This is a genomic window from Virgibacillus ihumii, assembly GCF_902726655.1.
Classification (GTDB): domain Bacteria; phylum Bacillota; class Bacilli; order Bacillales; family Amphibacillaceae; genus Lentibacillus; species Lentibacillus ihumii.
On the sequence record NZ_CACVAN010000001.1, the window covers coordinates 404,901 to 418,773 of the forward strand.

Here is a 13,873-nt window from a genome sequence, read left to right on the forward strand (position 1 = left end):
GAGATTTAACATGAATACGGAATTTTTAAACGTTTTTTTGAAACTTTTGGCCTGAAAAAATCGTCATACAGTATGAGGAAGGAGGGAGAATTTGAAAAAGTTGGGTTTTGCAATTGTTGCCATTCTTATTATTCTGGCAGGTTCATATTATTTCTATTATACATATGCTAATGCTGAATTGACGGCAGACAACACAACCGCTTCCGTTAGTGCAGATGATTTTGTACTGCATGTTCGAGTAGAAAATGAAGAAGATGGATTCCGGGTATATCGTTCGCTCCAGTATGTTGGGGAAGGGGAAGTAAATGTAGTACATCAGACACCATTAATTTCTGTTTCGTTCCGGCATAAAAATCATGATTATACAGGGAGTACAGTATCAAAGCTGCTTGGAGAAGACAGCAATTATCATCCCCAGGGGCCTAAGCACTTTGAATCACCGAAAATGGGGGAATATACGTTATATTGTAAAGCAAAGTTTTCGGTTGGTGGTAAGGAAAGAAAAATAATGCATCAGGAAGAACTTACATTTAATTAAGAACAGCACACGTTTATGGCGATGTGCTGTTCTTATTTTTTCAGTGTATCAAACTGAATTTTATTAATTGGCATGTTGCTTTTTTGCCAATTCGCAATATTAGAAGTTGTCACTTTTGGTAAGTCCGGTTTAAATACTTCAATGGTATTATTGTCGACCCAAAAGGATGAAATTAACGGCCATCTGAAATCAAGCAGCTTTTCTTCGGCGGCGACATTTTTAAGCTTAAGCGGTTTCCAATTGTCCAGATCAATAACTACAATATCGGAAAGTGGTACAGGAAACGATAGCTTGCGGTTGAAATGCAACATTATTTTACTGTTATCCGGTGATAATTGTACTTGCTCAGATTGTGCCATATCTGCAACGAGAAATGCCTGGTTTTTTTGTGACTGATCCAACAAAAGATAAGAGCACAGTTTATTGTGACAAGAAAATTCCAGCAGATACACGCTTTTGCTGTCGACATTGATTCGAGTTAAATCCATCTTCGCAATTGCTTTGTCTTTGTTGGCTGCGGTTTGTAAAAACACATTCAGAATGGGTACCATTTCCAAATTAATCATAACCTGTTCATCAGGAAGAGCAAATTCAATAAATTTGTCTGTTTCTTTTTTATTACTATTTTGCTGTTCCACAATTTCAGGGTCTGTGGCAGCATCTTCAGATGTGGATTCTTTTTTGACAATGACTGACTCTTCACTGCAGGCGGTCAGCAGGAGGAGTATGGCAATACATAATAGTTTTTTTATCATATGCAATTCTCCATTTTTTCTGATTATATTCATTATACTAAAAATGGAGCACAAAGTAACCCTTCTTATAAAACAAACGCCACCCCCAATTAGACGTTAAAACTATATACTTTGTCTTAAGAATATTGTTTTGCTGATAGGAATAGAGGGTGACGTTTAATTTCACAGGTTCCGATGACTGTTGTGATCTTCTGTTTCGCCGTGTGACAAGTAATCCTCATTTAATTCTTCTTTCTCCTCTGTTGAAACAGATGCGTTCTTGTTCGGATTTTGTCCGCGTGATTTTAGAAAAAACAACACGGCAATAATGATGGCAATTATAATAACAGCATAAATCCATGTCATATGGATCTCTCCTCCAGTAATTTTAGTATTATATATCCTTTCTGGTTAGCGGTGAAACATTCACAAATTATTCAGAGACAGGATTATCTATTTTCAGTCTTTTTTGTTACAATTTAGGTAGAAACGTTCATACGTTAACATTCAAGGGGAAGGTTGGATCAGTTTGGTGGAGATGAGAAAGCCAATTCAGGTAAGTGAAGCAATCGAACGTGTTCTAAGGTTCCAGCATCAAGGAGCAATTGAATACATTCCTATAAATGATTGTGATAACAGAAGACTTGGCGAGGATATCATAGCTGAAGAACCTGTACCTTCATTTGATAAATCACCATATGATGGGTTTGCCTTCAACTCTGCAGATACGATCGGTGCCGGGCGTAACAATCCGGTTCAGTTTGAAGTTGTCGAGCATATCGGGGCCGGACAAGTTCCGGTTGTTAAACTGGAAAAAGGACAGGCAACCCGGATAATGACCGGGGCTAAAATTCCGGAAGGTGCAGATTGTGTGGCGATGTTTGAAATATGCCAGGCATATGAAGAAAACAATCAACGTTTTATGACAATTAAGCGTCAAATGAAAGCAGCCCAAAATATAATTGAAAAAGGTTCAGAGGTAGCCAGGGGAACGAAGCTTGTAGACAAAGGCAAGCTGGTTAATCCTGGTGTAAAGGCGTTACTTGCAACATTCGGTCACAGTGAGGTTTGTGTTGCAAAGCGTCCGGTTGTTGGCGTGATTGCAACAGGAACTGAATTGCTTGATGTCAATGAAGAATTGCAGCCAGGAAAAATCCGAAATTCGAATGCTTATATGATTGAGTCCCAAATTATCCGTGCCGGAGCGGAATGCAAGTATTACGGGAAATTAGCGGACGAACTTGAACCTAGTTACGAACTGATCCGGAATGCTCTGAAGGAAGTGGACATGCTTATTACAACCGGCGGGGTATCGGTTGGGGACTTTGATTTAATGCCGGCTATTTATGAAAAACTGGGGGCAGACGTGTTGTTTAATAAAGTGGCAATGCGTCCGGGAAGTGTAACGACTGTTGCAAACTGTGATGGCAAAATGATGTTCGGGTTATCCGGTAATCCTTCCGCATGTTATGTTGGGTTTGAATTGTTTACACGGCCGGTTATTCAACAGTATTTGTTTAATTGGCGGCCTTTTCTGAAAAGGATTGACGCTGTACTTGGTATGGATTTTCCGAAACCCAATCCCTTTACAAGATTTGTGCGCTGCTACCTTACATATAATAATGCACAAATTCAAGCACAGCCTGCAGGAATGGATAAATCGAATGTTGTCACTTCATTGGCGCATTCAACTTGTCTGATGCTCCTGCCAGGAGGGACACGCGGTTTTACAAAAGGTGATGAAGTGGAAGTATTACTGCTTGAAGACCATGACGGACAACGGGAATTTCAGCACGTACAAAGGAGAGATTAAAGTGCAACAAAATAGTCCAGTTAAGGATCAGTTCGGCAGGGTGTTGAAGGATCTTCGTATATCTGTGATTGATAAATGCAATTTACGGTGCACGTATTGTATGCCGAAAGAAATATTTGGAGAAGACTATGTGTTTCTGCCGGAAGATGAATTGCTGCGCTTCGAAGAAATTACACGACTGGCCCGATCATTTGCGGCACTCGGTGTGGAAAAAATCCGGATCACCGGGGGGGAACCATTGATGCGCAGGGATCTGGATAAACTTATTGGTGAGCTTGTAAAGATTCCCGGCATCAAGGATATTGCACTGACAACGAACGGTATTCTTTTGCCAAAAAAGGCAAAGAGGCTGAAGGATGCAGGGTTGAAACGTGTAAACATCAGTCTGGACGCGATTGAGGATGACGTGTTTAAACAAATAAATGGTAAAGGTGTTGTCACCCTTCCGGTATTAAAAGGTATTCAAGCTGCGCAGGATGCTGGATTGCAGGTAAAAATCAATATGGTTGTCAAAAAAGGAATGAACGAAAGCCAGATCCTGCCAATGGCCCGGCATTTTAAAGGAACCGATGTTATTTTACGATACATTGAATTCATGGATGTCGGTAATCACAATGGATGGGATTTGAACAATGTGATTTCCAAACAGCAAATTGTTGACAGGATAAACGCAGAAATGCCAATTGAACCTGCTGAGGAAAATTACTATGGAGAAGTTGCTTCCCGTTTCCGGTACAAAGATGGCGGGGGAGAGATAGGAGTGATTTCCTCGGTAACTGACTCTTTCTGCGGAACATGCACCCGTATTCGTCTATCAGCGGATGGTAAGCTTTATACATGTCTATTTGCTTCAGACGGATTTGATATTCGCGGGAAAATGCGCAACCCACTTAACGATGAACAACTCACAGATATGCTGGCCAAATTATGGGGCGGACGAACGGACCGATATTCAGATGAACGTTCTGAAGAAAAAAACAAAAATCGCCGAAAGATTGAAATGTCTTATATAGGCGGCTAGAAGGAGGCAGTCGGATGAAAACCTTCAAGCTCTATTCGTTGGATATACTGCAAAGTGAAGATAAAGACATTTCCCAATATGGTATCGAACTGAAGGATGGACTGATCATCAATCGCGAGGATGATCTTAACCAATGGGTGATTGAGGCATATGTCAAGCATGATTATCTGGACTTTTTTAAAAAACTGCAGCAGGATCGGGAGGAAGTCATGCTGCAGGTAAAGATCACGAAGCCGACGAATCAGCCAGCAACATTTATCACCTCCATTATTGGTGTCAATGAGATTGGTCCGAATATCAATATTCTTTTTAAAGGCACAATGGTTGATCAGCAAAAAGATAAAGTATGGGCTATGCTTAAATCGTTGATCGAACAGGGGTATCAGGGAGAAGACTTGCTGGATAAGTTTAAAGAGCTGCTGAAAAATGAATAAATGGTACTAAAGCCATTGAGAATCCATGTTTTCAATGGCTTTCTCATGTTGACAAAGACGTATTTCCGTGCTAAATTGACGTGAATCTGCCAAAAAATAAGGCATTTCTTCAATCTGACTGCTATAATGATAATACGTTTTTAGTAAGGTTGCTGAGGGGTATTGCTATGTATTTTTCCAAGTCAATTTTTCACTGGGTCCATAAATTATCACCGGTCCAGTTGATTTTTCTGTTTTATTTTATTGCAGTGATCATATCCAGTTTATTATTGGCGTTACCTTTTGCACATCAGGACGGTGTGGATATTCCACTGATTGATGTGCTGTTTACTGCGGTTAGTGCCATCAGTGTTACGGGACTCAGTTCCATTTCAATTGCGGACACATTTAGCACAACTGGTATTGTATTTTTGGCAGTTATTCTCCAACTGGGTGGGGTTGGGGTAATGGCAATAGGTACGTCGATTTGGCTGCTGATCGGCAAGAAAATCGGACTTCGTGAACGGCGTTTGATTCAGACTGATCAGAATCAGACATCGTTTGAGGGAATGGTTCGTCTGATCAAGCAAATTTTGCTGGTAATTCTGACGATAGAATTTATTGGTTTTCTCATACTTGGAACACATTTTCTTCAGTATTATCCAACGGCAAAGGAAGCGTATTTCCACGGTTTTTTTGCCGCTATCAGTGCAACAACAAATGGTGGATTTGATATTACCGGACAATCACTTATTCCATATAAGCATGATTATTTTGTTCAGTTTATCCATATGCTGCTTATTATTTTCGGGGCAATTGGCTATCCCGTGCTGATTGAAGTGAAAGGATTCCTGTTTGCCAAACAGGAAGAACGGAAACATTTTCGGTTTACACTGTTTACTAAAGTAACCACATTAACGTTTTTTCTATTGATTGCTATTGGAACCGTCTTGATTATGCTAATGGATATTAATAAGTTTTTTGCGGATAAATCTTGGCATGAAATTTTGTTTTATTCGTTGTTTCAATCTGTTACAACAAGAAGTGGAGGATTGGCCACGATGGATGTTGGTGAACTTTCCGTATCCAACCAGTTTTTCATGTCTTTGCTTATGTTTATCGGGGCATCACCGAGCAGTGCCGGCGGGGGTATCAGGACCACGACTTTTGCATTGGTTATTATTTTTATTATTACATTTGCAAGGGGCGGACGGGCTATTCGTATTTTTGGACGGGAAGTACATAATGAAGATTTATTAAAGGCAGTGACCGTTGCTTTTATGGCTGGAATTATTCTGATTTGTGCAGTACTGCTGATGTTGGTGATAGAGCCAAATTCGCTTATCGAAATTATGTTCGAAGCGACTTCAGCGTTTGGAACAGTTGGTTTGTCGACTGGAATAACAGGTGATCTTTCATCACTGTCAAAAATAATCCTGATGGTTCTTATGTTTATCGGCAGGGTTGGCATCATAACGTTTCTGCTTATTTTCAACACGAATAAAAACAGCGGTAAGTATCATTACCCTAAGGAAAAAATTATTATTGGATAGTTGGAAAATACGGCAAAAAGCTTGTGCGAGTTGCACAAGTTTTTTGCTGTTCATGTTTAGATTTCAGTACCGACACAAAACCGATAAACTGCGACATAGAATTATTTAGTAAAGCTTCCTGACCAACGCAGCTGGAATATACTCGCTTTCCGCGGGCAAGTGCTGAGCCCTCCTCAGTTCGTACCTCGCCTGCGGGGTCTCACCTAACTTGTACTTCCCGCAGGAGTCTCGCATATTCCAGCTGCTTAGTAAGTGGTTTCAAAATTAAGCACGGCGGTGGATAACATAATCAGAACTAGCGGAGGAAATACATGCCCCTTCACAAGGGGTATGCCGACGTTGGCCGCAAAGGCCGGTTCTAGTCGGCCTTCCTTTTTACGGGAGCTGAGGCCTAGGTGAGACTCGTAGTGCGTTAGCACGAAGAGGCTCAGCAGCCGCCCCCCGGAAAGCGTAGTGTATTTCCGGAGCGGTGTCATAGCACTCTTTTTTCAGTATGTCGCAGTTTACTTCAATTACGAGGTAAAAAACAATAAGTGCATACTTTAGAAAAATCTGGCACTTAACTTTAAGATCAGGCAATTTCTAATCAGAAGACTTGGATATGTTCAGCAGTTTCAGTTGGTTATTTTCACTGCCAACTGTCAGAACGTATTTGTATTGTTTTTCTTTAGCTTTGTTCTTATCAGCAGGCATTGTTTTTACCGTTACATCAGCAGTTATTTTCACCTTGTTTTCTTCGATAACTTTGCTGGAAAGATCGGAATATTTCAAGTCGACAATATGAATGTATTTATTCCGAAAATCCGAATATGATGACGAGGACAGCATTTTACTTCCTAGCAGGCTGTATGCAGTAACATAGTCACGTATAGTGATGCTTTCAAAGAAATAATCAGCTAGATACTCAGCATTTTTCTTTAAATCTGATGGTGCTGAATTGGAAATAATATCATCTGCGTTTGCAAAGTCAAGATTACTATTAATGGCTTTTTGCGACCACTTTGTTACTTTATCCATCACCTGGTTTATTGGGATACTAAACCCTATTGTCCCATCTTCGGTACCGACGGAGTTAATACCTATGACTTTTCCAGTTTCACGATTAATTAACGGACCACCACTATTTCCGTGGGTGATTTGGGCAGAAATTTGATACACATTATTATAAGCAAAACCGTCTACTGCAAAATTTCTGGCCATCCCGGAAATGATACCCAGTGTTACTGTATTCTGAAAACCGTGAGGACTCCCTAAAGCAATTACCTCATCCCCAATATCGACATTGGAATTTTCCGCAATTGACAGAGGATTTTGTCCGGCCAGCTGCGGTACACGTACTACGGCGACATCGAGTTCCTTTCCAACACCAATAACTGCGGCTGGATAGGTGTGGGCGTTGGCAGTTTTGACGTATACTGCGTCCGCATCATTGACGACGTGTGCATTTGTGATAATATCACCTTTATTATTGTATAGGAAACCGGATCCTGTAATAGTTGATTTTTCATTTTGCCCTTCGATTTGAACTACACTTTTTTCTGTTTCATGTATGATGGATTTCAAATCCAGGCTTTTTCTGTCCGATTCGACCTTGTTTATCACCGGATTGTTTACCGCTATAGTATTTCCATTCCATTGCTGGCTGATGGAGTAGAGAATCACGATTCCAATTACAACAAGCAGAACGGATACAGCGACAGGTAATTTCAGTTTTCTGTTCATGTGTTCACCCCGTTGAAACTTTCGGTATTAATCAGTGTACCAATTAATTTGATCAACTTGGACTTTTATTTCTCTGTCCTTTTGGTCGATGTCGTAATGTGTAAATTCAAATTTACCCGTTTCATCCGGATAAAGCGTGTCTGGATAAACATATACTTCATTTGATGAAAATGCATTTTCGTCTTTAGTCAAAAGCGAGTACTCTACAAGGATCGTATTGATTGGAACAGTAGCATTGCTCTTTACCTTTCCTTTTACAATCAGGTTTCCTTGCTGATTGTTATCAAGAGATACTGAAACGAGTTCAACGGCTTTATTCTGATTGAATTTACGTTCCTTTTCCGCAGTGCTGATTGCCTGTTCAATACGTTGACGCTGGGTAGTTTCAAAAGCTATCTTTTCTTTATCGATGGTTGTTTTAAGACTTTGCAGTTTTTCAGATTCCGGTGCATACTTTAATCCTTCTTCAACGATAATAGATGCATCCGAAAATTGTTTCGCATTTAATTGTTTACTCGCTTTTGAATATGTATAGTCAATAATCTGGTTGCGGATTTTATTCGTAATTTTGTCGGCTTCTTCTGTCTTGATGGACTCGGCTTCCCAAACAAGTGTTTTTAGTTCACTGATGGACGGGTCATGACCAAGTTTATATTTCAGTTGTTCGATTTTTATAGCGTTTCGTTTGGCTGTGAGTGTATTAATTAATTCGGTAACCGCAGCACCTTCATAGTTCATAATGGAGTCTTCCGCATCATTAATGATGGACAGGGCCTGTTGAAATTCCTGTTGCTTCATCAGATTTTCCGCTTCCGCCAGATTCGATTTGATATCAATTCCTTTTTGAACATAACTTAAGGCTAAATCAGCCTGAGCAAAGTTTTTACTGTTCTTCAGGGATTCATTAAGCAGCTGCTTTGCTTTGTTAAAGTGGCCTTCCATGGCAACTTCTTCAGCTTTTTTATAAAGGTTTTTTGCGTCAGCAATCTGGTTTTGCATAAACACGTAATAACTTCCTGTTGATAATACAACTAAAACAACAATAGCAATGGGAATGTACCAGAATTTATTAAATTCCTTCTTGTTTTCGAGACGCATTAACATGTCTTCTGGCAGCTGTCGTCCGCATTTTATACAATATGATTCATCTTCTTTCACCCTCATGCCACAGTAAGGACAATGATGCATGGTAAAACCTACTTTCAAGTATATTGCGTGCATTTGTACAAAAATGGATTGTATTACAGAATGTAAACCGGCAGTGTACCGAACTATCAACCTTTACTAAGCATATAATTTTCAATAGTAAAGACCGGAGATAATTCTTGATAAGTCTACGAATTATACATCGTTAACCGGATATTGTGTCTTTGTTTAATTTTATCATATTTTTACTTTATTTAGGATGGCGAAATTGGTATGATAAGATAGAGAATGGAAATGATACGATCATACTTACATAATTGTCAATGTGAAGGGGGTTTACCCATGGAAGTATTGTTAGGCATTGTTTGCTTTGGATTATTGGCTCTTAATATTGGATATTGCGTATTTGATAATGAATAAGGTGAGATAAAAAGGGTCAGACATATAAATCTGTCTGACCTGATACCTTATTTTATTGTCGCCCATTCGTCTACAGGGAAGACAATAAATTCTGTTCTGCCAATAATATTTTCTTCTTTGATAAAGTCTAATCCATTTCTGCTGTCTAGACTCACTTCACGATTATCGCCCATCACAAAATAACTGTTCTCCGGTACTTTAATCGGACCGAAATTCCCAGTATGGTTCTGAGCCTCTTCAGAAATAAAATTCTGCTTGTATTTTTCACCGTTAATGTATAATTCATGATTTCTAAATTTTATTGTTTCCCCTGGCAGCGCAATGACCCGCTTCACATAATTTTTAATCGGCCTGTCAATAATGACGATATCCCCACGTTCAGGTTCGCCGGTCAAATATACAAATTTATTAAACAGGATAGTTTCTCCGCTTTCCAAGGTAGGTTCCATGCTTTCACCCTCGACAATGGATGTTGCAAATACAAATGATCGAAGGAGAAAAGCGAGGATGATGGCAATTAATATTGCTTTTAGCCATTCTATCCATTGGTTCTTCCGCTTTGCAGTCTCTTCAGCCAAAATTGTCATCCTTTCCAAAAACTAAAACATCTCTATTTCATATCATAACATATCCGTAAAACACCTCAGAAAAAATGATACCATGAATAAATGCATCTTAACTTTAGAATGCACAATATCTCTATACTTGTCTTTAATTAATCAATTGTGCTACAGTTAAATAAGTTTACTAAAGGAGGATTCAACTTACAAAAATGTGTGCCGCAGACAAGCTTCTTAACCATATTGAATCTCTGAGAAAACAAATGACAGACATTGCGATGCAAGAGGGTCTCTCAAGCAAAGAATCCGTTGAAATCAGTCAGGAATTGGACAAAATGTTAAATCAATATAATGATATAGTACAGCCTGTCGGTCGTAATCAAGTTAAATAATTTCAATTACAGCTGATGCTGCAAAAAAGCTTCCAATCGATTCAAACCTTCCTTAATAGTTTCCATGTCATATGCATACGATAAACGCATATATCCCTCGCCGAGCGGTGAAAAGGCATCTCCCGGAACAAGTGCTACTTTACCTCGCCGAACCAGATCCAGTCCCAGCTCAAATGAAGATACATTTGTATGTTTAAATTGAGGGAAGAAGTAAAATGCTCCGTCAGGGAGATTTACTTGTAACCCCATTCCTTGCAATCGCTGATAAACAAAGTCGCGTCTTGTTTTGTACGCATCACGCATTTCAGATGGGTCATTCAGTCCATTTGTTAATGCTTCAAGTGCTGCAAATTGGCTGATGGACGATGCACAGGATACATTGTATTGGTGAACCTTCAGCATTTCTTTTGCAAGCCAGGAAGGTGACAGCGCGTAACCGATTCGAAATCCAGTCATTGCATGAGATTTGGACAGACCATTAATGATAATCGTTCTATCCCGCATTCCTTTAAAAGCCCCAATCGATATGTGTTTCCGGTCGTATACCAGTTCACTGTAAATTTCATCAGCCAAAACAAAAATGTCATGCTTTTGCAACTCCGAAACAAGTTCCTTCAATTCAGCCTCCGTAAAAGAGGCACCTGTTGGATTAGACGGGTAGGGGAGGACAACACATTTCGTTTTATTGGTTATATATTTACGCAATGTTTCTTTTGTCAGTTTAAAGTCATCACCTGTTGTATCTGCATAAACAACTTTTGCCCCCGCCAGTTTGACAAGCGGTTCGTACCCCGGATAAATAGGTGCTGGGAGTATCACTTCATCACCGGTATTCAGGATTGTCCGGAAAGTAATGTCAATTGCCTGTGAAGCTCCGGTTGAAACAATAATTTCCGATTCCGGATTATAGCTTAATCCATAGTTGTTTTCGTAAAAGCTGGCAATTGCCTTGCGCAAATCAAGGATGCCTGCATTGTGGGTATACATTGTTTTATTTTGGTCAAGTGCGGTTTTTCCGGCTTCCTTCACATGGTTCGGCGTATGAAAATCCGGCTGGCCAATTGTTAATGATGTTACATTCTGTTCATCAGCAACCATATTAAAAAACTTTCTGATTCCTGAAATTTCAATGTTTTGTACGGATGTATTAAGTGTTGGCTGCATAAATAAATTCCCCTTCTAAAAATGTTAATAAAATGTTCAAATAATTTCGATTTGTTATATAAGAAATTGGGTATACTAATAATGAGCTGTTAAAGGAGTGTGAAGTGATGCGCCCAAAATATCAACGTTTTGAAGAACTTGTAAAACAAAACAAACAAGAGCTTTTGGAAGATGAAAAGCAATTAAAACAAATCGAACTTCGGCTTGAGAAAAAGCGGGAGAAAAACTCCAAAGAGAAGAAACACTTTACTTCATGATAACTATCATAACATACGATGCTTATGATAAACCATTTCGACAAATAAAAAGAGCAGCTATCCGGCTGCTCCTAACAGCTGCTATGGGCGGTGATTCAAATCACTTACCTGGCAGTTATTTTTTTCTGTCTGGAAAAAGCCTGAATCATAATAACTGCCCCAATAATGCAGATCATTCCCGTCATTTGAATAAACGAGAACGGCTCATGGAAAATAAATATTCCGATTAAAGCGGCGACAACCGGTTCAATCGTGGTCAAAATGGATGCTTTCGACGCTTCAGTCCGCTGCAGGCCCAAAGTATAAACGATGTAGGCGATTGCTGTGGGGAGAAATCCCAGTCCAAAAGCATAAAACATAATATCTGGTTTCAGCAGCAGATGAAATTTTTCCTGGTACGGGAAAAAGGGTATGAGTGCGATTGCCGCTACCATAAAAGTAAATGTAGTAATCGTTAAACTGTTGTACTTGGCAAGAGCGAATTTGCTGAAAATACTGTACAACGCATAACCAAATCCGGAACCAATCCCGAACAGCAGACTTGCCAGGTGAAGTACTTCCGGATTCAACGGAATAAGCCCGACAACAAGAGCTGTTCCAAACAAAGTTAGTAGAAGCGCGAAAATTTTTATTCGTGTAAGGGATTCTTTAAAAAGAAAAAACGATAAAATGGTCACAAAGGCGGGACCAGTATAAAGCAATGCAGTTGCAACCGGAATTGTAGACAGATTGATGGCAGTAAACATGCAATAATTGAAGAAAATAATGCTGAAAATCCCTGTCCCGATAAAATATTTAATGTCGGTTAATGAATCAAGCCGCAGTTTTTTTGGTGATTTAATCAATAAATAGATAACGAGAATAGCTGCAGCCATCCATACCCTCAGTGTTACAACCTCCATCGGTGTAAATCCATGTGCATACAGATGTTTGACGTACCAGCCGATGGTCCCCCATAAAGCGGCACCTATGATGATATAAATAAATGCTTTTTGCAATTTAGTGTTTCTCCTTTATGTATCTATCATTAGTTGTTGATTATATCAGATACGAAGAAAGTATATTACTGAAATGTTTCGTTCATATTGAATAATAATTAGAAAAACTCAGGACTGGCCTTGTTTTATAGCGAGTGATGAAGTTTATTTACGTATAATTTCTGACGATATGCAGAAAAGGTGGGAGAGCGCTGATGGATTGGAGTGTATGGCAGGAAATGGTTCCCGGCTGGTTTGATGTGGTTTATGTGATTATTTTTGCCGCGGTCTTTATCTGTTATTTGTTTGTTAAGGTGATAGTGAAATGGGTGATTTCACGTCAGTCCATTAAATTACTGTCATTTTTGATAAGCAGTTTAGTGTTTTTAGTACTATTATTAACCGGTGTAATTATGACAGTTACACTTGATGTGGATCTTCTGCAAATAACATTGCGATGTCTTGCAGCTTTTGGCTGCTGTCTGTTAGTACTGCACGTATTGCAATACTTTTTTCTAAAATTAAGATCCTGAACAGAAAGCTGCACTGATAAGAGCAGTGCAGCTTTTAGCGGCTTCGATATGTTTTTGTTGGGGGCCATTCCATTTTCCCAAGAGAAGACGGTGTAAAATAGGAAGAGGCATATTTCTTTCGTGAAACGGTTTTTGGCTTCTTTTTGGGAGGCTGCCAGTCGATGTAGCTGTACACTATTTTTTTGGCCTGTGACAGTGACATTTTTGACTGGGGATTGCGGTAGCTCTGATCAAGCTTACCAAGATGGCTGAGTTCTTTGAAGTCATCTTTAATTGGGGGGATATGAAAATAGTAATTATCCACTTTTACAAGCAATGTTGAATGCTGGTTACTGAATTTTGGATGATCCGAAAAGTGCAGTCCAACTTTTTCGGCGCGTTTTTCCTTCAGCAGCCGGTTTATTGTCTCTTTCTTAATATGGTAGAGATGCCCGGGTTCCGGTGCCGTTTTTGCGTGCCGGTTTATCGAATATAATGCTTGTGCCAGTTCATGTACTGGAATTGTATCCTTAGTGTTCACGTATAATCCTCCTTATCTTTAAATTTACTGCTTGTCTATATCGTACCGCAAAGATCTTCCCTTTGCAATATTATTAGCAATAGCGTAAGTACCTGTATAGCAGCGTATGG

At 39.5% G+C, this 13,873-nt stretch carries 16 protein-coding genes; 8 read left to right on the top strand and 8 right to left on the bottom strand.

What is annotated here, in order from left to right; translation table 11 throughout:
• Nucleotides 1-91: 91 nt before the first annotated feature.
• Nucleotides 92-538 (top strand): hypothetical protein, encoded by a 447-nt coding sequence (locus HUX68_RS01980; RefSeq protein ID WP_174613078.1) that lies wholly within the window; start codon nucleotides 92-94, stop codon nucleotides 536-538.
• 32 nt (nucleotides 539-570) lie between these two features.
• Here HUX68_RS01980 and HUX68_RS01985 read toward each other — a convergent pair whose 3' ends face one another.
• Complete coding sequence (locus HUX68_RS01985) at nucleotides 571-1,293, bottom strand: hypothetical protein (protein WP_174613079.1); 723 nt, start codon at nucleotides 1,291-1,293, stop codon at nucleotides 571-573.
• 162 nt (nucleotides 1,294-1,455) lie between these two features.
• Nucleotides 1,456-1,638: a hypothetical protein gene (locus tag HUX68_RS01990; RefSeq protein ID WP_174613080.1), complete on the bottom strand. Its 183-nt coding sequence runs from the start codon at nucleotides 1,636-1,638 to the stop codon at nucleotides 1,456-1,458.
• A 163-nt stretch (nucleotides 1,639-1,801) separates the two neighbouring features.
• Between HUX68_RS01990 and HUX68_RS01995 the strand changes: the two genes are divergently transcribed.
• The 4 genes from HUX68_RS01995 (at nucleotide 1,802) to HUX68_RS02010 (ending at nucleotide 6,072) form a co-directional block, all read left to right on the top strand.
• Nucleotides 1,802-3,085: a molybdopterin molybdotransferase MoeA gene (locus HUX68_RS01995; RefSeq protein WP_174613081.1), complete on the top strand. Its 1,284-nt coding sequence runs from the start codon at nucleotides 1,802-1,804 to the stop codon at nucleotides 3,083-3,085.
• Between the two features lies 1 nt (nucleotide 3,086).
• On the top strand, nucleotides 3,087-4,106 hold the full coding sequence (gene moaA, locus HUX68_RS02000) for a GTP 3',8-cyclase MoaA (protein ID WP_246206594.1): 1,020 nt from the start codon (nucleotides 3,087-3,089) through the stop codon (nucleotides 4,104-4,106).
• 14 nt (nucleotides 4,107-4,120) lie between these two features.
• Nucleotides 4,121-4,540 (top strand): YwpF-like family protein, encoded by a 420-nt coding sequence (locus HUX68_RS02005; RefSeq protein WP_174613082.1) that lies wholly within the window; start codon nucleotides 4,121-4,123, stop codon nucleotides 4,538-4,540.
• Between the two features lie 167 nt (nucleotides 4,541-4,707).
• A complete protein-coding gene (locus tag HUX68_RS02010; protein ID WP_174613083.1) occupies nucleotides 4,708-6,072 on the top strand; it encodes a TrkH family potassium uptake protein in 1,365 nt (454 codons plus the stop codon).
• Nucleotides 6,073-6,654: 582 nt separating this feature from the next.
• On the opposite strand, the gene HUX68_RS02015 is transcribed toward HUX68_RS02010, so the two are convergent.
• The 3 genes from HUX68_RS02015 to lepB all read right to left on the bottom strand — a co-directional run bounded on the left by HUX68_RS02015 (nucleotide 6,655) and on the right by lepB (nucleotide 9,938).
• Nucleotides 6,655-7,794, bottom strand: a complete 1,140-nt coding sequence (locus tag HUX68_RS02015) for a S1C family serine protease (protein WP_174613084.1) — start codon at nucleotides 7,792-7,794, stop codon at nucleotides 6,655-6,657.
• Between the two features lie 27 nt (nucleotides 7,795-7,821).
• Nucleotides 7,822-8,892 carry a zinc ribbon domain-containing protein gene (locus tag HUX68_RS02020; RefSeq protein WP_246206595.1) on the bottom strand — a complete coding sequence of 357 codons (1,071 nt, stop codon included), beginning with the start codon at nucleotides 8,890-8,892 and terminating at the stop codon, nucleotides 7,822-7,824.
• A gap of 515 nt (nucleotides 8,893-9,407) precedes the next feature.
• The gene (gene lepB / locus HUX68_RS02025) at nucleotides 9,408-9,938 is read right to left on the bottom strand and encodes a signal peptidase I (RefSeq protein ID WP_246206596.1); all 531 of its coding nucleotides are present in this window, start codon (nucleotides 9,936-9,938) and stop codon (nucleotides 9,408-9,410) included.
• A gap of 194 nt (nucleotides 9,939-10,132) precedes the next feature.
• Between lepB and HUX68_RS02030 the strand changes: the two genes are divergently transcribed.
• Complete coding sequence (locus HUX68_RS02030; protein WP_174613086.1) at nucleotides 10,133-10,312, top strand: aspartyl-phosphate phosphatase Spo0E family protein; 180 nt, start codon at nucleotides 10,133-10,135, stop codon at nucleotides 10,310-10,312.
• A 6-nt stretch (nucleotides 10,313-10,318) separates the two neighbouring features.
• On the opposite strand, the gene HUX68_RS02035 is transcribed toward HUX68_RS02030, so the two are convergent.
• On the bottom strand, nucleotides 10,319-11,476 hold the full coding sequence (locus HUX68_RS02035) for an aminotransferase A (protein ID WP_174613087.1): 1,158 nt from the start codon (nucleotides 11,474-11,476) through the stop codon (nucleotides 10,319-10,321).
• Nucleotides 11,477-11,583: 107 nt separating this feature from the next.
• Between HUX68_RS02035 and HUX68_RS02040 the strand changes: the two genes are divergently transcribed.
• Entirely contained in the window at nucleotides 11,584-11,733 is a 150-nt protein-coding gene (locus tag HUX68_RS02040; protein WP_174613088.1) for an FbpB family small basic protein, read from the top strand.
• A gap of 104 nt (nucleotides 11,734-11,837) precedes the next feature.
• On the opposite strand, the gene HUX68_RS02045 is transcribed toward HUX68_RS02040, so the two are convergent.
• A complete protein-coding gene (locus HUX68_RS02045; protein ID WP_174613089.1) occupies nucleotides 11,838-12,731 on the bottom strand; it encodes a DMT family transporter in 894 nt (297 codons plus the stop codon).
• A 194-nt stretch (nucleotides 12,732-12,925) separates the two neighbouring features.
• Between HUX68_RS02045 and HUX68_RS02050 the strand changes: the two genes are divergently transcribed.
• The gene (locus HUX68_RS02050) at nucleotides 12,926-13,243 is read left to right on the top strand and encodes a hypothetical protein (RefSeq protein WP_174613090.1); all 318 of its coding nucleotides are present in this window, start codon (nucleotides 12,926-12,928) and stop codon (nucleotides 13,241-13,243) included.
• Nucleotides 13,244-13,277: 34 nt separating this feature from the next.
• Here HUX68_RS02050 and HUX68_RS02055 read toward each other — a convergent pair whose 3' ends face one another.
• Nucleotides 13,278-13,763 (bottom strand): YkyB family protein, encoded by a 486-nt coding sequence (locus tag HUX68_RS02055; protein WP_174613091.1) that lies wholly within the window; start codon nucleotides 13,761-13,763, stop codon nucleotides 13,278-13,280.
• Between the last annotated feature and the right edge of the window lie 110 nt (nucleotides 13,764-13,873).

Excerpts from the sequence above, each read along its gene's own strand:
- HUX68_RS01985 (WP_174613079.1), bottom strand. The coding sequence starts at position 1,293 with ATGATAAAAAAACTATTATGTATTGCCATACTCCTCCTGCTGACCGCC.
- HUX68_RS02020 (WP_246206595.1), bottom strand. The coding sequence starts at position 8,892 with ATGCGTCTCGAAAACAAGAAGGAATTTAATAAATTCTGGTACATTCCC.
- HUX68_RS01990 (WP_174613080.1), bottom strand. The coding sequence starts at position 1,638 with ATGACATGGATTTATGCTGTTATTATAATTGCCATCATTATTGCCGTG.
- HUX68_RS02015 (WP_174613084.1), bottom strand. The coding sequence starts at position 7,794 with ATGAACAGAAAACTGAAATTACCTGTCGCTGTATCCGTTCTGCTTGTT.
- HUX68_RS02050 (WP_174613090.1), top strand. The coding sequence starts at position 12,926 with ATGGATTGGAGTGTATGGCAGGAAATGGTTCCCGGCTGGTTTGATGTG.
- HUX68_RS02035 (WP_174613087.1), bottom strand. The coding sequence starts at position 11,476 with ATGCAGCCAACACTTAATACATCCGTACAAAACATTGAAATTTCAGGA.
- HUX68_RS02010 (WP_174613083.1), top strand. The coding sequence starts at position 4,708 with ATGTATTTTTCCAAGTCAATTTTTCACTGGGTCCATAAATTATCACCG.
- HUX68_RS02005 (WP_174613082.1), top strand. The coding sequence starts at position 4,121 with ATGAAAACCTTCAAGCTCTATTCGTTGGATATACTGCAAAGTGAAGAT.
- HUX68_RS02040 (WP_174613088.1), top strand. The coding sequence starts at position 11,584 with ATGCGCCCAAAATATCAACGTTTTGAAGAACTTGTAAAACAAAACAAA.
- HUX68_RS02030 (WP_174613086.1), top strand. The coding sequence starts at position 10,133 with ATGTGTGCCGCAGACAAGCTTCTTAACCATATTGAATCTCTGAGAAAA.